The organism is Mesobacillus sp. (genome assembly GCF_047739415.1).
Lineage (GTDB): Bacteria > Bacillota > Bacilli > Bacillales > Cytobacillaceae > Mesobacillus.
The window spans coordinates 12991-32492 of the sequence record NZ_JBIQOE010000185.1 but is presented as its reverse complement, the minus strand read 5'-3'; the positions used below and the strand labels follow the sequence as shown (position 1 = coordinate 32492).

Here is a 19502-nt window from a genome sequence, read left to right as displayed (position 1 = left end):
GGCGTATCAGACCCAGGAAAAGGACTGCTTTACATGGTGTTCTATGTCTTAGGCTTTTCTATTCCATTTCTATTAATGTCTTTATTTATCGAAAAAATGACTTTCCTAAAGAAACACAGTGCGATCTTTATGTCTATAGGATGCATTTTGATGATTGCAATGTGAGTATTATTGTACTTTAATATGATGACAAAAATTATTGCAGTGTTAACACCTTTGTTTGGAGGATTTACTGGATTTTAAGAGGTTTTTTAGTAAATTAAACCATGTTCAATGGATTAAAAAGTAAATCTAAAAAGTTAAATGCGTATTTAAATCGTAAGGAGTTATTAGAATGGAACATGTCAAATGCGAATGTGGTCACTCGATTCCACATGGAACGGTTCTTTGTGAATCTTGTGGACGAACTATCGATAAAAGTAAGGATGAAGTTTCAGAAAAACTGTTGGATATGAGATACGATGGAAGCGCAAGACGCTCACAAACGTATAAAAAGACACATATCGATAAGATTTGGAACTTTTTCTCATCCGTTAAAGTAGGGGTTTGGATAATTGTTCTTCTTTTAATTGCTTCTGCGATTGGAACAATTTTTCCTCAAGAGATGTATATTCCTCCAACTGTTGTTCCACAAGATTTTTATAAAGATGAATATGGATTTCTTGGACAAATGTATTATGAATTAGGTTTTCACAATCTGTATGGTTCATGGTGGTATTTTCTATTAATAGCAGCTCTTGGGATATCTCTAGTTGTAGCAAGTTTGGATCGATTTATTCCACTGTTTTACGCTTTGAAAAAACAAGGGATTACGCGTCATGAAAGCTTTATGCGTAGACAACGTATCTTTAGTGAAACAAATAGGTTAGAGAACATCGATGAACAATTGGATTTGATAAAATCCAGATTAAAGAAAAGGCGTTATCATATACGTGAAGAAAATGGTAATCTACTAGCTGAGAAAAATCGATTTTCAAGATGGGGGCCATATGTGAACCATGTTGGACTAATCATCTTTCTCATTGGAGGGATGCTTCGATTTGTTCCAGGGATGTATGTAGATGATGTCCTTTGGATTCGTGACGGTGAAACAAGTGTGATTCCAGGAACCGATGGAAAATATTATTTAAGCAGTGACAAATTTATAATAGAAACCTATCAAAAAGATCAAGAAGATAAAGTTTTCGCAAATACTCTTTCACGTGTTGGTGATGGAAAGGTCGTCAAAAACTTCCAAACTAACGTAACTTTATATGAACGAACAGGTGAAATTGTCCATGGGGCGAAACCCGAACTCAAAAAAGTCAAAGAAGAACAAATCAGAGTGAACTACCCCTTAAAACATGATTCATATGCTCTTTATCAAACCTCCTATAAATTAAATGAATTAAATAAGATGACTTTTAGTTTAATAGACAAAAATACAGAAGTAAGTTTTGGTCAGATTACGGTTGATTTAAATGAACCAAAGAAACAGTACGACTTAGGAAATGGACATAAGGTAGAAATTCTTACTTACTTCCCAAACTTCTACTTTAATAATGAAGGAGTTCCTGATACCAAAAACAGAGTTCCGGACAACCCGGGATTTGTATTTAATTTGATATCACCTAACAAACCCGAAGGTGAAAAAAGCTTTGTTGCCATTCAAGAAACGATAGAACCCAATGGACCTAATCAATTGAAAATGAAATTCGAATCTGCAGAAATAAAAAACCTGTCAGCCCTTACAGTTCGTAAAGATCATACGCTTTGGTTTCTTGGTTTAGGAGGGGCTATTTTCATGATAGGAGTTATTCAAGGGATGTATTGGAATCATCGACGTTTATGGATTAGGCGACATGGCGACGGTATATTAATTGCAGGACATACAAATAAGAATTGGTATGGTATTCGAAATGAAGTTAACCATATTTTAATAGAAACGAGTATTCAAGAACTAACCGATCAAACAAACCAGAAAAAGAAAAATTTCGTAGAGGAGGAAAAAATGTGGTAGCTCTTAGCGGTAACTTACTATATGCAGCATTCTTACTATATCTAATTGCAACATTTCTTTTTGGAGGAGCCATTCGCGATAGGAGAAAACAATACAAAAAACCAAGTAAATGGGCGACAGTAGCAATAACTGTCACCATTTTAGGTTTTGTTGCACACTTAGGTTATTTTATCACCAGATGGGTCGCTTCTGGACAAGCACCTGTTAGTAACATGTTCGAGTTTATAACAGCCTTTAGCATGATGATGGTCCTGGCATTCATTATTTTGTATTTTATTTACAAGGTAGCTCTGCTGGGCTTATTTACTTTACCGATCGCACTATTGATCATTGCTTATGGAAGCATGTTTCCGACGGACGTTTCTCCATTGATACCAGCACTGCAAAGTGATTGGCTTGCTATCCATGTAACAACAACTGCACTAGGTTCAGCTATTTTGGCCAGTAGTTTTATTGCAGGGGTCATTTATTTACTTCGTTCTGTTGATCAGACGAAACGTTCAAAAGGGACTTTTTGGCTGGAGGTTGTCATGTTCACGATAGTGGCTACACTTGCTTTTGTAATGATTACAAGTATTTTCAGAGGAATGGAGTATGAAGCCGTCTACAATTGGGTTGATAAAAAAGATCAACAGGTTGAAATGACATATAATCTACCTTCAATTGTAGGGCCAAATCAAGGTGAATTACTTACAAAAGGTAAAATGGAAGCTCCTGTTGAGGTACCAGCGATCATCGCAGCAGGAAAATTAAACACAATCATTTGGTCTGTTGTTACAGGTTTATTTTTATACGGGATTCTAAGACTGATTTTAAGAAAAAGAATTGCTGCAGCGCTTCAGCCATTAACCAAGAATATCAAACTTGATTTAGTTGATGAAATTGGATACAGATCGGTTGCAATAGGTTTTCCAATATTCACTTTGGGTGCTCTCATTTTTGCGATGATCTGGGCTCAAATCGCATGGACGCGTTTCTGGGGATGGGATCCCAAGGAAGTATGGGCTTTAATTACCTGGTTATTTTATGCTGCCTATTTACACCTCCGTCTATCGAAAGGTTGGCATGGCGAAAAATCAGCATGGCTTGGAGTTATAGGTTTTGGAATTATTATTTTTAACTTAATTTTCGTTAATCTAATAATTGCTGGTTTACACTCGTATGCATAAGGAATTTAATTAAAGGATGATTTTATTTAAAAGTAAAAGTTTACTATAAAAAAATCTAAATTCATTTTTATCCAGGTTCTTGGAGGGGTGAATAATTTTGTAAATCCCCTCCAAATATGCAAATCGACAGTATTCTTTTAGAAACCGTTATAAGTATATCCAATTTCCCCCCTATTCAACTCTCCCTTATGATGAAAAGAGAGTAGAACCATCGACTTAAAAATTTCATCATAGCAGTAGCTATAGAGGATTGAATAATATTAGCGACATCACAAACGCAAAGTTCCCCTTCTATAGCTAATGAAAGAATATCTTTAATCGTGTCTCATCAGCAAGAAGTTTAAATTTTTTTTGAAAGATGAAGTGTACTTTTAGAACTTAACAAATCTTGTAACCTTGATACTTTTATAGGGTCATAACAATAGATCTCGTATATCCCTGCTTTAAAATACCTAAATTATCTCCACCAGCAGCAATTGATAATAAAGCAACACTAAGGAACAGCCTCCTGAAACGATTGGTGGATTCGATAATTTCCTTGTCTTCATCTTCTTTTTCAAATAATACTTTAAGTCCAATAATGATCGGGACCAAACCAGGTAAGCCAATCCATTTTTGTGGAACCTAAGCAAGCCCAACTACTGCTAAAAGACAAACTACAATTAATATAGTGTATAATATTACCACCATTTTTCCTTTTCATTTGTGAAAAAATAGACTACACAAAATAGTAATAATGATATGACTCAAAATACTAATGATACAGCTACACAAAATAATCCAACAAGAAATGAATATATCAATTCAACAACAATATCCAAGAATGGGGAATAACCATTGTATGGGTAGGTAATTTTAAAAAGACTACTTTCCCAAAAGAATTCTATTTTAAAAATGACCGTTTGCTCATGAAGCACGGTCATTTTTAATTATTAATTTTACCATTAAACTATTCTGCTAAATCCTTAATATTAACGGAATATCCAATTATCCTTAATAAAGATCCTCCACAATCTGGCCCGTTTGTTGAATAAGCGCAACTTCAAAAGTTATGTATAAATAAGTGTTTATATAGTTTGTTTTTGAAAAATGGTTCAAAAAAATTAAGCCTCCTTCAAGCTTTTTTTGTTTTGTAAACTTATTACACTCAGATTAGTGTCTAGCAGTTACACTCCAGCGCCTAGCCAGTTTGCATCCAAGAATATGCTTCCTCGAGTATCTTGCGAGAAGCGTTAGCTTTGAGCAGCTCAAGACGCTTGTCCAGTGTCGCTGTGTCTCGAGGCAGTGTCCAGGCTGACTAAGGCATTTGCAATATTCATACTGTATAGCCACGCATACACCTAAATGCTAAAAAATTTTCCTACAATCATTTTGACAATATGAATAAGTGAACATATAATGGAATAAACCAGAAATGTTTCTCTAGGGCAAAACTATGGCTAGGAGGAAAAAAAGATGATACGGACAAACAAGTTGAGTTTGTATGATGGCATAATCGGGGATTTTATAAAAATTTTAAGTCTCAATATCCACGGAACGATGAGGAGAAGACTACTCGATTTAGGATTTGTTCCAGGAGCAATAGTCGAGGTGGTGAGAAGAAGTCCTTTAGGTGACCCTGTTGTTTATCGGGTAAGCGGTGCATCTGTTGCTTTAAGGAAAGAAGAGAGTCTCAATATTATAGGGAGCTGGTCGAGAAATGATCAATCAAATCAGGATTGCACTAGCAGGAAATCCAAATACCGGCAAAAGTACTTTGTTTAATACCTTGACTGGGCTAAAGCAGCATACGGGCAACTGGGCAGGCAAGACGGTGGATATAAAAGAAGGAGCATTCGTACACAAAGGTAAATCCTATAACATGATTGACCTGCCAGGAACGTATTCCCTCTTTTCTAATTCACTTGATGAGGAGACAGCGCGAAATTTTATAGTGTTTGAGAAACCGGATTTGACGATTGTTGTACTGGATGCTACTGCACTCGAGCGCAATTTAAATCTTGCGTTGCAGGTCCTGGAATTGACTGAGAAAGTCATTGTATGCATCAACTTGATGGATGAGGCTGAGAAAATGGGTATCAGGATTAATGAAAAAATACTGATGAGACGCCTTGGGGTCCCTGTCATTAAAATATCAGCCAGAAATAAAACAGGACTGCCGCTGCTGTTGGATACAATTGAAAGGGTAGTAACAGGTGTCATTCCTTGTTCGCCTGTAAAAGTTCAATATGATGACGAAACTGAACAAAAATTAGAATACCTTTTGCCGATGGTCCAAAAGGTATTCGGAAACAATGTACCAGCCAGATGGCTTTCTTTAAGGCTATTGGATGGTGATGAAAAGTTGCTCGAAGAACTGAAGGATAGGCATTTATCAAAGGAGGGATTAAACTGATGGAAAAAGCAGCCTCTGAACAAGTAATGTTGAGTGAACTGCTTGAGCAAGCAGAGAAATTATCATCCTCAAAAACACGTGATAAGATTGTGGAGGCTCTGTATCGGAATAGCCGGGGATGTATTGAGGCGGGAGTTGTATATAGCAAAACAAAACATGACGAAAGAACGGAGCGCTTAGACGCGGTGCTTACTTCTCCTGTTTGGGGTTTTCCTATCATGCTTCTAATGCTCGGAGCGGTATTTTACTTAACCATTGCAGGAGCCAATATTCCCTCTTCTATGCTCGCGGATTTTTTTGGCTGGCTTGAGGGACATATTACAGTATTATTTAAGCTTGTAAAAGCTCCAGATTGGCTATACGGTGTATTGGTATTGGGCTTTTATCGGGGAACTTCATGGGTCATCAGTGTGATGCTGCCTCCGATGGCGATATTTTTCCCTACTTTCGCACTTCTCGAGAACTATGGATATCTTCCTAGAGTAGCATTTAACATGGATCGGCTTTTTAAAACTGTTGGAGCACATGGCAAACAATCCCTTACAATGGCGATGGGTTTTGGCTGTAATGCAGCAGCCATGATGTCCACAAGAATAATAGAATCACCGAGGGAACGGATGCTTGCCATCCTGACCAATAATTTTGTTCCTTGCAATGGGAGATGGGGAACGTTAATCTTGCTGGCCTCCTTGTTTATGGCGGCTGGTTTTACGGGGGGACTCAAATCCTTTATAACAACGGCTGTCATAGTGGGAATTGTATTATTTGGGATCATCATAACATTCTCTGTTTCTTGGATTCTATCAAAAACTGTATTAAGTGGTGTCCCAACACACTATACATTGGAACTCCCGCCCTATAGAAAGCCGAAGATATTTGATACTGTCATTCGTTCTTCTTTGAACAATTCTCTAGCAGTACTAAAACGAGCGGTTAAAGTAGCAGCACCCGCGGGGGTCATGACATGGATATTGGCAAATATCGATGTGAACGGCACGAGCATTTTATTGCACATTGTCCAATTTCTTGATCCGCTTGGGCAAATGTTAGGCTTGGATGGGTATATCTTGATGGCATTCATAATCGGACTCCCTGCAAATGAAATTGTGCTGCCTGTCCTTCTTATGGGATATCTATCAACGGGTGAATTGGTTGATGCAGGAGGAATAGAAGATATTAAGCAAATTTTTATTAATCATAATTGGACTTGGCTCACTGCGTTGAACATGATGCTCTTTTCTCTATTACACTATCCTTGCGGCACAACATTGATTAATATTTATAAAGAAACAAAGAGCAAGAAGTGGACATTTATGGCTTTTATCATTCCAACCGCCATCGCCCTTTGTGTAACGTTTCTTATTGCCCAAACCGTGAGATATTTTGGCTGGATATAAAATGACCTATATACAAGTAAAAAAACTATTAGAGGGTGACCCATCAGGTCACCCTCTTTCTGCAGTTTTGGCCAACTCGGCAACAATTCACCTGAAAATATGACTACTCGTTCAATAGAATCTTAATATCCTCAATCATTTGTTCGAAGGGAACATCAGAAAGACTTGGATAATCTTTTACGATTACCCCATCTTTATCAACCAGATAAAAGGAAGTGCCATGAATAACTTGATCGTCATTTTCAGGCTTTTTAACAATGGTTTTAAAATTTTTCAAAGCAAAGTCTTCGATTGTTTGCTGAGAGTATCCTGATAAAAAGTGCCACTTATCAGGATTGATATCATACCGCTTCATATAATCCTTTCTTCTATCAGGGGTATCAACATCAGGATCAACACTAAAAGAAACAAATTTAATGTTATTTATTCCTTCCTTTTTCAACTTTTGATTCAGGATATCCATATTAGCCGTCATAGGAGGACAAACCGTTTCACAGCTAGTGAAAATAAAGTCCGCTACCCATACCTCGCCATTTAAATCTTCCATTCCAACTTTCTTGCCATTTTGATTTTCGAAAGTGAAGTCATTTATTTCCCAATTCAAAGGATCCTTTATACCTTGCCCGCAAGCTGTAAGTATTAACGTAACAATTAAAGCAATGGACACACCTATAGTCTTTCGCATCGATCAATCTCCTTTTTCAAAATTTTAATAAACAGTCAATATTTTTATTATTACCATTTAATTGTGATAAAAGAGTGAAGACTCTAGACCTTAGCTGTATGAAGTTTCAAATCATATTCTAACTTGACAACTTGCATTTTTTTATACCACCAATAAAAAGGGTATACGGGGATAAGAAGTCTGTGTTTTTTCCATTTTCTACATAATTTATATATTAAAATCCAAAAATAGGAAATTATAGAATTGACTACTGCACTATATCAAAATTAAAATGAAAACTCGAACCTGTGTTGTACAGTAGAAACTGAAGGGGTGATAAAATGATGCAAATGTTTATACTGTTGATTGTCGTGCTTATTACGCTTTCAATTGTTTACGGCATCTTTCTTTATAAAGCATATAAATAGGGAAAGCGCTAGATTGGATCAGAAACAAAGGGGAATCAAATTGTAATGATGGAACATAACCCGATTAGTGGAATTATTTATGAATGGAATATATTGCTTTTGCTTGGGTGCCTTGCTGTTGGAATTTACTATCAACGGAAACAACAAGCTATTAAAATGGAGTTAACGCAAAAGCAAAAAGGCTCATTCTACACTGGATTAGCCTTTTTTGCTATAGCAATGGGGACTCCTGTATATAGTATTGGCCATTATCTTTTTTCTGTCCATATGGTCATCCAATCGATCATTTACCTAGCAGTTCCGCCGTTATTGCTTTATGGTCTTCCAAAAAGAAAACTGGGAGAAGTTTTGAACAGGGTTGGTGTATTACTAAGATCAATACGATTCTTAACCAAACCCGTAATTGCGGTTTTGCTTTTTAATGGAATTTTTTCTTTTTACCATGTTCCATTTATTTTTGATTATTTAATGACCAACTCCTTTTTCATGGGTTTATCGACCTTTGTTTTATTTGTCCTGGCCCTAATTATGTGGTGGCCAGTCGTCTCTCCGGCGGAATTCAAGGGAACGATGAAGCCGTTATATAAAATAGCCTATATATGCGTGATGGGCATCCTGCTCACTCCGGCATGTGCGCTACTCATTTTCTCAAAAGACCTGCTATATACTTCTTATATGCAAGCACCGCAATTATTTGGAATTGGCCCATTAGACGACCAGCAAGCAGGTGGCGCCCTCATGAAATTCATCCAGGAAATCATATATGGTACAGTCATTGGCTTCATCTTCTTTGCCTGGTCAAAGGATCAAAAGAATGATGAATTGGAAAACAAACTAGAAGAGTATGAAGAACAATATTTGAATAATTTGAGGGAATTGTGAATAAAAAAATGTAATATATTCGTAATGCCTTGTGCATAATTTCTGCAAAATCATATATTATTCTAAAATAGCTAGGACACCAAACCCCCTTTTAATATAAGTCCCTACCCAAGTAAGAAAGGCCGTCGTACTTATACGATGGCCTTTCTTACTCTGTTTTGGTTCCATACTATAAATGGTATATAATTAATGCGTAAAAATACATCACTATAAGTACTAGGGTACAGAGGAGTTTAATTGTTGAGGACTTAATCCTCCAAGGTACAGTATTTGTAGAAATGGTTGCGTATTTCAAATTTGCCTTAATACCAAGCTTTTTTTCATTAATTATAATGAATGGATAGGAGGATGAAAAATGCCAAAAGAGTACCAACCCTTCAGCAGCAAGAAAGTGTTTTTTATCATCGGATTGGTTGTTTTCGGGGGGATGTTCCTTACATCCGTTATTGATGGAGAATATTATGCAGGGAAAGGTCAATTGCTTGAGTACAGACTATTTATACTTGGGTCTGCATTTATATATTATGTATTTGGCTATTTTTTGATAAGAAAGGCCAGGGTTAGAGATTAATAATTTAAAGCTAGCCACAAAAAATGACAAGTATTTGACTGATTGGAAGGGAGAAGAAGAATTCTTAGGTATGATTTTTCTTTTAAAGGAACCAGGCTGACAAATCTTAAATGGAGCACACATCATATATAATATCGATGTGTGCTTTTTAATGTTTTTATGCACTTGTCCCTTTGTAGATAAATAGTAAAACCTTCCCCGGGTGGGCCGAGATTGAAGTTGAAGCATACCAGCGGAAACCGGTATGTGCATTATTGATGAGAGTGATGCCTTCCTGCACTCAGGATGCGGCTAGAGAAGCAAGAAAAAAGGAAAAACTATCTTCATCTTACCTGTACAAACCCCTACTGAAATTTCGGACGCTTCTACTTTAAACTCTATACCACAGGGAATTGGATGAATAATATTGGAGTTCAATTCCCAAAAACCTTTATCCAATCTATAACGTGTCCGCATTTTGGATTTTGTGCTTCTTTAATCCCTGTCCAACTATATACATGATGAAAAATATGAAAATTACAATCTCTTGTCTTTCGAGATATAAACATGAGTCAACTTCCTTTAAGTGTCTTTTTATTAACCTTTTAGACTGGCTAGGCGATTTTTTTAAGATAGATTTTATTTCTGTTTGTGCACACTTCCATTTCGAGGAGCGCTTCCCCATCCATTTTTAGCAATTTACGTAGTTCACTTGGTATCGTTAAGTTGCCGTTGTATAGCGTTGCCTGATTTAAGTATTTATCTTTGTGATCTTTTTCAATCACGATGGTGTCTTTAATGTGATATATAGAAAGCACGTAACCATCTTCGATACCCAGTAATTTTGTCACTTTTTTTGGTATGATAATTTGGCCGTTATTATAAAGCTTCCTGGTCAGCATGACTCTCACTCCATTTAAGGGTAATTACTCTGGGAGTTTCAATAACCTATGATAACGAATAAATGAGGAGAAAATATGCAGGCAAATGAAGAAAAAAATCCTCCGGAATAAACTGAGGGGAAAAACGTCATGCATTCTCTGCTGATTGAGTTGGGTGCGGTGGTTTTTACATCACCTAGAAATGCATAGTTTCATCATTTATGCATAAGTCGTAGTTATTATAGGATATATAAATAAACAGAATAATAATCAGAGAGGATGGATTATATTGGATCAAAAGTTGAATGGAAAAATAAAAAAAAGATAAAACCGAGTCTCAAAAATTTATGACAGTATGGACAGGATGATCCGGGAAGAGTGGAGGCGGGACTTACTGAACCTCGCTTTCGGGACAGTGCTGGAAGCAGGGGGCGGGACAGGGGCGAACCTCAATTCCTACCCAGGCAGCATCGAGTCCTTAACTGGAGTGGACTTCAGCAGCGAAATGCTGAAATATGCAAAACAGAAGGTGTCCAGACTCAATGTGCCTTATAACATTGAAATCATAGAGGCGGATATCCAGGAGCTACCCTTTTCGGACCACACCTTCGACACGATTGTATCCACCTGTGTTTTCTGCTCGGTACCCGGCCTTGAAATTAGCATGATACTGGACAAGAACCTTCCAAGCCTATATGGAGATGTCCACAGAATGGAGCAGGTTTTTTATAATCTGATTGAAAATGGAATCAAGTATTCAGTCGAAGGCAGTATAACACTCCGATCCTTCTTAAGGAAGGGGCTTATTGTCATCGAGGTAAGCGGTTTTTTTATGCTATTCTTCTTCAAGTTCATTTATTAATTTCTTGCTTATTGACAGCGCATCAAACTTACACCGAAAATGCACTGCAAGCCTGGGCGCAATGTGCTGAAATCTGCCGCATGGGTGCGGAAGAATGCAGAAAGATGGCTGCAATGTAATTGCTGGCTATTGCAACAAATATTTGGCGCTTGTACAGAAAAAAGCTCGGAACATTCCGAGCTTCTTTATCAATTCTTGAATTATAGCAAGTACTTAATTGATTTACTTTACAATGTTCTCAACTTTAGAAACCACATCGTTTACAGTACGAGCTGTGGCATCCACAACTGGTACATCATTTAACTGGTTATCAGCTAAATCTTCTGTCCCTCTTGCTACACAGCAGTCGCAGGAAGGTAGGTTTTCTTCGTTTTTAAACATTTCTACAATATGTCCTTTTCCTCTAAAGCTTGTTTAATATCAGTAAGCGGCTCTTCAACTGCAATTTTAGCCATATCTATCCCTCCTCATTTTTTGGGTGTATATTTTGTTTAACCGAATTATAAAAATGTAAACCTTGCTTTCTATTTTGTTTCACTCCAACGAGAGGAGGAGACGTTGTGAAAAATCATAAATGGGTAACAGAACAGGAACTTTCAGCTGAGAAATGATGTTTTTTAAAAGATAAATAAGGTATCACAACAAGTAGTAAAGCACACATCCTTATTTTCATGATGTGTGCTTTCTTGAAATAAATAATAAAATCTGGGTAATGATTGCCAGGATAGGCAATTCCAATAATGGGCCGATCACCAATGTTAAAGCGATTAATGGCTGGTCGGGGAATGCGGTCATCGCAATGGCTAAAGCAATGGGTGAATTCCTTGCTAAAGTAGTCAGGCTTAAGCTTGTTCTGTCGGAGTTCGGGAACTTCATAAGTTGTCCAGCCTTTTGACCAACAAAGAAATTGATTAGGAAAAATAATAGAATGGGGATGGAAATTTGCCACATTAAATCTAAATTATTAAGCAGTAATTGACCTTGCGAAGCAAACATCGCGACAATTGCAAGGCTTAAAAGAATGATCGGTAACACGCTGAATCTGGATAAAAGATTTTCTCTTAACTCTTGTCTATTTCTCAAGACCATTTTTGTAAGATAAGCTAAAACTAATGGGATGAACAACACAATTAAGATACTTTCCACTAGAAATGAGAACTCTATAACCCCTGTTGTTCCGCCAAAAATGAGAAGATAAAATGGCAGCAAAATGACTTGCAAGATTAAGTTTAAAGGTAAGATTGCTGCTGATAACGCAATATTTCCCTTTGCTATTCCTGTAAAGATTAAGTACCAGTCAGTGCATGGGGTAACCATGAGCATTATAAATCCAATATACAAAGCGGGCTTATCACCTAAAAACACCATTGCCAGCAGCCATGCCAGGATAGGCGTCCAGACAAAGTTGATCATGACTGAAGTATAAGTAAACTTGATATTTTTAAAAGCATTGCTGATATCCTCAATAGGGATTTGCAAGAACGTAATATAAAGCATTGCTACTAATATAGGAAGAATAAAGCTCTCCGCATTTGCTCTTATAAGTTCCACCTGTCCTATCCCTATGCCAATCATTACTGCTAAAAAGATAATAAAAGTATATAGTTTTTCAAATAAACTCATTGGTATATCACTACCTTTAACTAAATTAATTGAATGCTCAAATCATTTTATCATAGTGAGAATGGGACTGTAAGTTTTGCTTATTCAAGTAATATAGACTCTACGTGCCCATTGCATGATCTAATTCCTGGTCGATCCGGGAGTGAACCACATGTTTTCTATTTTTGTGACAGTTAATTTCCAAAATATGAGACGGGCCGACGAGCTAGTTTTAAACTCCCCAATACAGGATAAAGGATAAGAAAACTTAATTAAACGTTAAGGGGAGGTGTACGAATGGGTCAAGGACATAACCATGAAACCAGCAGCAACAAAAAGTTACTCTTGATCAGCTTTATTTTAATTTTTGGTTTCATGATAGTTGAGCTAATAGGCGGAATTTGGACAAATAGTCTTGCGCTGATCAGTGACGCTGGACATATGTTAAGTGATGCGGTTTCGCTGGGGTTAAGTTTGCTGGCGATTAAAATCGGCGAGAAAGCAGCTACAGTTGCCAAAACCTATGGTTACAAAAGGGTAGAAATACTGGTAGCGTTTTTAAATGGGATAACTTTACTAGGAATATCCATTTATGTTTTTTGGGAAGCCTTCAACCGGTTTTCCGAGCCTCCGGAAGTGAGTACCAGCATGCTATATATTGCTGTAGCTGGATTAATAGTCAATATAGTTGCAGCCTGGATTCTCCAAAAGGGGGACACGAAAGAAAACCTTAATCTCCGGAGCGCGTTTTTGCACGTTCTTGGGGATATGCTGGGTTCTGTTGGAGCAATAGTCGCCGGTTTGCTGATTTTGTTCTTTAATTGGAATCTGGCCGATCCGATTGCCAGTATTGTAGTTTCTATTCTGGTGCTGGTAAGTGGGTGGAGAGTGACAAAAGAGTCAATTCATATTTTGCTTGAAGGATCTCCTTCGAACATTAATGTAGAAGAGGTGAAAATGAAACTCGAAGAACTGAATGGTGTGGAAGAAGTCCATGATCTTCATATCTGGTCGATCACTTCCGAGCAGCCTACATTAAGCGGCCACCTCGTTGTTGAGCCAAAAGTTAATCGCGATGACCTGCTGAACATAGCAACAAACATCTTAAAAGAAAGGTTTAAAGTAAAGCATGCTACCCTTCAGCTCGAAGGAAGGAATTTTGCGCATAAGGAAAAAGAGGAGTATTCTCATTAGGGACCAGTGAAATGCCACTGGCCTTTTTTTTGTGAAAGAGGGAGGAGAATGTAGACTATGCCGTATTTGGAGCCCCGCTTTTCAATAAATTCGCTTTATCGGTCACCAATGAGAGCTCTGGAAAGTTTGTTTACATGCTCTTATGCCACAGTGCTTTATCAACTAATCACCCAAGAATGCTATCTTGTCATCTTAAGTATTTTCCCATTAATAATTGGGAATGAATACTGAAGAATGAAGGAGGTTGCCATGAAAGAGGGAATTATATCATCTGAGCATATTGTTATGATTATTACAGCTGTTTCCGTCGGAACATTGGCTAGGATTCTGACGATAAAGGAAGATTTTAGACAGTATCCTAGCTATCCAAATGGCTATTTGATCCATTTGGTTACTGGGTTTGTTGCTGCTTCCCTTGGTGCAGTTGCTATCCCGGCCTTAATGACTAAGAACTTTGTAGCAGTGACATTTTTGACCCTTGCCATCCAACAGTTTCGGGATGTGCGAAAATCTGAAAGAGACAGTTTGAAAGATATCGAAAACACGGAATATGCTTACCGTGGAGAAGCATATATCGACGGGATTGCCAAGACATTTGAAGCAAGAAATTACTTTGCTTTAATTGTTTCTTTTATGACAGCCCTCACGATTCAAATTGTGGATAGTGAGTCGAAATTAATTAATATCATTTCGGGGACTATTGTGGGTGCTGTAGTAGTTTACTTCTTAAAAAGATTTTCTAAAGGAAAAACAATAGGTGATATTGCTGAAGTAGAAGAAGGCAAAATTGAGGTAAAAGGCTCGGAACTGTTCGTGGATGGAATTTATGTGACCAACCAGTTAGGATCGGAAAATGCTGCTAAGATGTTTAGCAATGAAGGATTGGCTGTGGTGATTTATCCTCATGAGGAACATTTCCGGATCGCTTTGGATAACTTTGGGCAAAGACAGGCTGCGCTTTTTGAAGCTACGAGAGTTTTGGGAGTTAAGAGATATCATTTTACAAGGAAGGAATACAAAAAAGGAAAGATTGTAATTACACTTGTTCCTATCATTAAAGACAAGGATAAGCTGATTGAAGCTGTTAAAAAAACTCCATTACTTGAAAGCGTCAAAAAAAGCCATACAGTTATGAAAACTAATCTTGTCGGAAAGGAGTAGACAATGGGAAGAGAATCTACCGAGAGACCAGGTTATGAGATATTGTCTATTGTCACTTTACATAAGGAAAGGATACTGGGAGGGAAACAGCTTACCCTGTTTGCTGAGAATGTAGAGCAGCAGAAACTAATGGCTCAGGATGTTGCCAAAGCCATGAAAGCTGATGTAGTTCAAATGAAAAGTGGTGATTATTTAATCATTAGAGTTTAATCCTTTCATTTACATTATTACCTTTGCTTAGCTGTCACCTAGCCATTTCAGAAGAGGGAAGTCATGATGAAATTCTGAAACAATCCCAGTCCATTCTTCATGATAAATTTGGAATTGACCATGTTACAATTCAGGTTGAAAAAGTGTCCTAATCCCCATGGTGGCTGTAATTAAATGAACATTGGAAAAAAGTCTTCCGGAATGCCGGAAGGCTTTTTTATAGCTGCAATTAAGAGAGATCAAAAGCGGGTTCCAATAATTCTGGGTTTTAGGACTTTTAATGCAAATCCAGTTCGGAAAGAGCTTTGAATCGTTTATGAATGCTGATGCATGGACGTATACTAAAAGTAAAAATTCCTTGTATAGATTGCCTTATTTAAAATTATTCCTCATTAAAAACCATTTCCAAATGTTAAATCTCTAAGATTAACATCTTCTATTATGAATAAGTGCTCATATATATTAATAAGCATTCATAATTTACTTTAGTTGCTGCATTTCTTCACCTTCCTTAGAGGAATTCTTCTTATTTATAACAGGACCTCTAGTGAATATAAATTGTACAAACCATATGTGATGGACGGAGGCTATTGATGAGGAATGATTTATGGAGGAGTAGCCAATCTATTCTTTATTGTTTTCCTGGGAACGACTATTGGAGGGTGTGTTGCAGCCATATTGCCGGGGAAGGTTAAAAAAGGGGGATATATTCACATCTTTTCTGGTGGGCTTCTAGTTGGTCTTATTTGTTTCGAATTACTTCCCGAAGCATTCAGGGAGCTAAGTTTTATTGGTGTTGCTGCAGGCATCTTTTTGGGAGTTTATATAATGATCACCTTAGATATTTTTATTCACAGAAAAGCTCCGCATACTCAAGTAGGCAAGTGGATGATATTTTTGCCCTTTTTTGCTCTGCTTGTCCATAGCATACCAACAGGATTAGCACTCGGACTAAATCTTCAACAGCAATTGCTGAATCCGTCGATATTCCTTGCTGCAGCATTTTTTCATCATATTCCGGAAGGATTCATCTTGATGGGTGTACTTATAAACTCAAGAGGAAAAGCAGTTTTTTTTACTGGTCTCTGTATAGCCTTATCCATCACAGTGGGCTTTTCCTCCATAATTGGGGCCAGCATGCAGCCATCAACAGTTAAGCTGCCAACCATGTTAAACGGAATTGCGATCGGTACACTAAGTTATATTACATTCTATGAGAGTATCTGGAAAAATTATAAAAAGCTGCCGAGATTGAAAGCTGCTTTGGTATTGCTTCTGGGAGCAATGCTGATTTATATATTGCTCGCCCTAATGCCTTTGGAACATTGAATAGATAGACAGAGTAAAAAGCAGTTTTCCAATAGCTCTTACGGTAAACTGCTTTCTAGATTATTTGCTAATAATTTGATGAAGTTATTTCCCCAAAACCTTTTCGTTCGGCTGCCAGGAAGCTAGCAGCTAAAATGGAAAGAATCGTAAAGATCATATGGAATGAAGAATAGATAGGAGCGAGTGAACTAGCCTTGGAAATAAACCCGTACACTCCTGCTAATAATAGAAAGACAGTCAGACCAACAGACAGCAGCCTGAACGTTTTATTTCTTAAGGACCAGAACAAAATATAAGATGATGCTAAAATCGCTGCTATTCCTAGTAATCCATGGATTGAATATATGATATATGAAATTCCGCCTTCATCTGAAATAAGCATTTTGCTGATTCGAAAGTGCTTGAAAACAGCTCCAATGATTGTTTCAACAAAGATAAATACTAATAAAGCAAGAGCACTTTTTTGGAGCAGTTCACTTTTTTTGCCTATAAGTGAAGGTTCAAGAATGTTATGAGTATAAATTACGGAAACCAGCAGAAAAAGACTTACAGTCACATCAAGTGTTGTGAATCCTACCGGAGTTCCCAATAAAACATTAAGACCCCCAACCAATGATTGAACAAGCAGCAGAACGATTGTTAAAATCGGCCAAATCGATTTCGCGTTTGATATTCTAAGCTTTTTCCATACGAGGATTGCGTTAATAAGAATGACGAAACCTAGAGAAGTAGTAAAAAGCCTGTGTGAATATTCAATTAGCACTTTAATGCTTGAAAAATCAGGAATTAACTTACCGTTGCATTTTGGCCAGTCGGATCCGCAAGCGTCACCTGAGTTCGTTGCAACCACCAAATTTCCAAGTATAAGGGCTAGAATAGTAGCAGCAATCGTGAATTTTTGAAACCTGTTTCGCATTTGTCAATCATCCAATCCTATTGTGTATGTGCATATAATCATATAAAAAGATAACATGAATATCAGATTCTCACAATAGCTCGAAGACTATTCTCATGACATTCCCCGTTGACCAGGGTGTAAGGGTGATTATAAGATTGATGATATTACTTGAATACATGACCATGTCATGAATTAAAGGAGTAATTACTTAAGCCTCCTTCAAGAGCATCTCCAGGGAGAAAAGTTATGAGCGTGAACAAGTATTTAAAGAAATATTGATGGACATGAAAAGCAGAGGAATTTAGAGAATAATAATTGACCATAAACAAATGAAAAAATAAGGATAAAGCGACACTTTCATTGAAGTCGCTTTATCCTTATTTCTTTTCTCGGGAATGGTTTATGTCATAATATTCAATCATCTATTCTTGACCCAATAATACTGACAAATTTTCCATTTGACTTAATCACCAAAACTTTTGTGCAACGCTACTGAGAAAAAGGCAACATTTCAATAGTAGTGGTCGAAACGACAAAACCGGCAGGACACAAATAACAGTAGTGAAATTCAGCGTATACATAACCATATTTGCGAAAAAAGCTATCCTTTGTCCGTGGTGACTAATGTTTCTAAAGGATATGGATGTTTCACATATTTTCGTGAATGTGATGAGTATGTGACGTAAATGTGAGATCTCGTGTACCTTTAGGAGGTAATTTAATGTGTGTAAGAGTCTCATTAAAACCTTATGAAATTAGTATCCATAGAGATTTTGATGATGAGGTTATTTACTAATTGTAAAATAAAACCTTCACTAAATTGTCATAAATCAAGATAACTATATGAACAGTTTGTGAACCTTTTGTGACAAACATCACAAGTTATTGCATTCTTGAATATATGTTACTAGAATAATATAGAATGAATAATTCAGAAACAATATCTTTAATTAGAAAGGGGTACCTCTATGAAACTGAAATGGTCACTGTTAACAGGTTTTTTCATTATTGTCACAGTGTTAACAGGTTGTGAGCCTTTAATGGTATTGGATCCTAAGGGGCCTGTAAGTAAGATTCAAGCCGATATAATCATGATTTCTGTTTGGACGATGGCTGTTGTTGTTGTTACTGTGATGGTGCTTTTTGCCGTTATGGTGTGGAAATACCGTGCTTCTAAACAAAGGAAAGACTATGAACCACCGCATATTGAAGGTAGTGTAAAACTTGAACTCATATGGACTGCTATCCCTATTATCATTGTCGCTTTTCTTTCAGTTGTTACGGTGAAAGGCACATACGGTGTTGAGGCAATTGCAGATGAATACGAGAAAGAACCGTTAGTAATATATGCTACTGCTTCAAATTGGAAGTGGAATTTTAGTTATCCAGAAGAAGATATTGAAACAGTTAATTATGTGTTTATTCCTACAAACAGACCAGTTGAATTCAGGCTGTACGCATATGGACCAATGGCCAGTTTTTGGGTTCCACAACTTGGGGGGCAAAAATACGCAATGGAAGGCATGGTTAACAAATTAACCTTAGCAGCTGATTTTCCTGGGGAGTATTCGGGAAGAAACGCATCCTTTAGCGGTGAAGGTTTTGCTGAGCAGACCTTCAATGTCCAGGCATTGTCTCAAGATGAATACGAGCAGTGGGTAGATGAAATCAAAGCAACTGCTGAACCTTTAACAGAGAAGAAATTCAATGAGTTATTAAAACCTGGTCGTTTGGGTCAATTGACATTCACTGGAACTCACTTGGACTTCGCACCGGCTCCAGAAGGTCATCATGGTCAGGGTGACAAATCTGATATGGAAGATATGAGTGACATGAACAGCAAAGAGGAGTAAGAGTTAAAGTTTATTTTACCAGCATTAT

General features: G+C 37.2%; 18 protein-coding genes and 3 pseudogenes. 15 read left to right on the top strand and 6 right to left on the bottom strand.

Annotated elements, in window-relative coordinates; genetic code table 11:
• Positions 1-24 precede the first annotated feature (24 nt).
• The 3 genes from ACH0QE_RS14905 (at position 25) to ccsB (ending at position 3168) form a co-directional block, all read left to right on the top strand.
• Positions 25-165 carry a cytochrome c biogenesis protein CcdA gene (locus tag ACH0QE_RS14905; protein WP_415801381.1) on the top strand — a complete coding sequence of 47 codons (141 nt, stop codon included), beginning with the start codon at positions 25-27 and terminating at the stop codon, positions 163-165.
• Between the two features lie 169 nt (positions 166-334).
• On the top strand, positions 335-1999 hold the full coding sequence (gene resB / locus ACH0QE_RS14900; protein ID WP_251615190.1) for a cytochrome c biogenesis protein ResB: 1665 nt from the start codon (positions 335-337) through the stop codon (positions 1997-1999).
• On the top strand, positions 1993-3168 hold the full coding sequence (gene ccsB, locus ACH0QE_RS14895; protein ID WP_251615188.1) for a c-type cytochrome biogenesis protein CcsB: 1176 nt from the start codon (positions 1993-1995) through the stop codon (positions 3166-3168). The genes resB and ccsB overlap by 7 nt, the downstream gene beginning before the upstream one ends.
• Before the next feature lie 405 nt (positions 3169-3573).
• Here the strand turns inward: ccsB and ACH0QE_RS14890 are convergent.
• Positions 3574-3780 (bottom strand): annotated as a pseudogene (locus ACH0QE_RS14890) (cadmium resistance transporter); the annotation flags it as partial.
• A gap of 843 nt (positions 3781-4623) precedes the next feature.
• Between ACH0QE_RS14890 and ACH0QE_RS14885 the strand changes: the two are divergent.
• Genes ACH0QE_RS14885 through ACH0QE_RS14875 form a run of 3 tightly spaced genes read left to right on the top strand, consistent with a single transcriptional unit; the run spans position 4624 to position 6960 of the window.
• Complete coding sequence (locus ACH0QE_RS14885; RefSeq protein WP_415801379.1) at positions 4624-4932, top strand: FeoA family protein; 309 nt, start codon at positions 4624-4626, stop codon at positions 4930-4932.
• Positions 4868-5563, top strand: coding sequence for a FeoB small GTPase domain-containing protein (locus ACH0QE_RS14880; protein ID WP_415801378.1), 696 nt, complete (start codon positions 4868-4870; stop codon positions 5561-5563). Before ACH0QE_RS14885 ends, ACH0QE_RS14880 begins: the two co-directional genes overlap by 65 nt.
• Positions 5563-6960 carry a nucleoside recognition domain-containing protein gene (locus ACH0QE_RS14875; RefSeq protein WP_415801377.1) on the top strand — a complete coding sequence of 466 codons (1398 nt, stop codon included), beginning with the start codon at positions 5563-5565 and terminating at the stop codon, positions 6958-6960. The genes ACH0QE_RS14880 and ACH0QE_RS14875 overlap by 1 nt, the downstream gene beginning before the upstream one ends.
• Positions 6961-7063: 103 nt before the next feature.
• On the opposite strand, the gene ACH0QE_RS14870 is transcribed toward ACH0QE_RS14875, so the two are convergent.
• Complete coding sequence (locus ACH0QE_RS14870) at positions 7064-7645, bottom strand: SCO family protein (protein ID WP_415801376.1); 582 nt, start codon at positions 7643-7645, stop codon at positions 7064-7066.
• Positions 7646-8097: 452 nt separating this feature from the next.
• Between ACH0QE_RS14870 and ACH0QE_RS14865 the strand changes: the two genes are divergently transcribed.
• Both ACH0QE_RS14865 and ACH0QE_RS14860 read left to right on the top strand, forming a co-directional pair.
• A complete protein-coding gene (locus tag ACH0QE_RS14865; RefSeq protein ID WP_415801375.1) occupies positions 8098-8934 on the top strand; it encodes a cytochrome c oxidase assembly protein in 837 nt (278 codons plus the stop codon).
• Between the two features lie 355 nt (positions 8935-9289).
• Positions 9290-9505, top strand: coding sequence for a hypothetical protein (locus ACH0QE_RS14860; RefSeq protein WP_415801374.1), 216 nt, complete (start codon positions 9290-9292; stop codon positions 9503-9505).
• Positions 9506-10098: 593 nt separating this feature from the next.
• On the opposite strand, the gene ACH0QE_RS14855 is transcribed toward ACH0QE_RS14860, so the two are convergent.
• Positions 10099-10386, bottom strand: coding sequence for an AbrB/MazE/SpoVT family DNA-binding domain-containing protein (locus ACH0QE_RS14855; protein WP_415801373.1), 288 nt, complete (start codon positions 10384-10386; stop codon positions 10099-10101).
• A gap of 322 nt (positions 10387-10708) precedes the next feature.
• Between ACH0QE_RS14855 and ACH0QE_RS14850 the strand changes: the two genes are divergently transcribed.
• Entirely contained in the window at positions 10709-11227 is a 519-nt protein-coding gene (locus ACH0QE_RS14850) for a methyltransferase domain-containing protein (protein ID WP_415801380.1), read from the top strand.
• A gap of 222 nt (positions 11228-11449) precedes the next feature.
• Here the strand turns inward: ACH0QE_RS14850 and ACH0QE_RS14845 are convergent.
• Positions 11450-11623 (bottom strand): annotated as a pseudogene (locus ACH0QE_RS14845) (YkuS family protein); the annotation flags it as partial.
• A 137-nt stretch (positions 11624-11760) separates the two neighbouring features.
• Between ACH0QE_RS14845 and ACH0QE_RS14840 the strand changes: the two are divergent.
• Positions 11761-11838 (top strand): annotated as a pseudogene (locus tag ACH0QE_RS14840) (DUF1541 domain-containing protein); the annotation flags it as partial.
• 58 nt (positions 11839-11896) lie between these two features.
• Here the strand turns inward: ACH0QE_RS14840 and ACH0QE_RS14835 are convergent.
• Positions 11897-12850, bottom strand: coding sequence for an arsenic resistance protein (locus ACH0QE_RS14835; protein WP_415801372.1), 954 nt, complete (start codon positions 12848-12850; stop codon positions 11897-11899).
• A 276-nt stretch (positions 12851-13126) separates the two neighbouring features.
• On the opposite strand from ACH0QE_RS14835, the gene ACH0QE_RS14830 reads away from it, so the two are divergent.
• From ACH0QE_RS14830 to ACH0QE_RS14815, 4 genes are all read left to right on the top strand, one after another.
• The gene (locus tag ACH0QE_RS14830) at positions 13127-14023 is read left to right on the top strand and encodes a cation diffusion facilitator family transporter (RefSeq protein ID WP_415801371.1); all 897 of its coding nucleotides are present in this window, start codon (positions 13127-13129) and stop codon (positions 14021-14023) included.
• Between the two features lie 249 nt (positions 14024-14272).
• Entirely contained in the window at positions 14273-15184 is a 912-nt protein-coding gene (locus ACH0QE_RS14825; protein WP_415801370.1) for a YIEGIA family protein, read from the top strand.
• A gap of 3 nt (positions 15185-15187) precedes the next feature.
• Positions 15188-15394, top strand: coding sequence for a capping complex subunit for YIEGIA (locus ACH0QE_RS14820; RefSeq protein ID WP_415801369.1), 207 nt, complete (start codon positions 15188-15190; stop codon positions 15392-15394).
• An 828-nt stretch (positions 15395-16222) separates the two neighbouring features.
• Complete coding sequence (locus ACH0QE_RS14815) at positions 16223-16723, top strand: ZIP family metal transporter (protein ID WP_415801368.1); 501 nt, start codon at positions 16223-16225, stop codon at positions 16721-16723.
• 67 nt (positions 16724-16790) lie between these two features.
• On the opposite strand, the gene ACH0QE_RS14810 is transcribed toward ACH0QE_RS14815, so the two are convergent.
• Positions 16791-17639: a COX15/CtaA family protein gene (locus ACH0QE_RS14810; protein ID WP_415801367.1), complete on the bottom strand. Its 849-nt coding sequence runs from the start codon at positions 17637-17639 to the stop codon at positions 16791-16793.
• Positions 17640-18589: 950 nt separating this feature from the next.
• Here ACH0QE_RS14810 and qoxA point away from each other — a divergent pair.
• On the top strand, positions 18590-19474 hold the full coding sequence (gene qoxA / locus ACH0QE_RS14805) for a cytochrome aa3 quinol oxidase subunit II (RefSeq protein WP_415801366.1): 885 nt from the start codon (positions 18590-18592) through the stop codon (positions 19472-19474).
• Positions 19475-19502: the final 28 nt, after the last annotated feature.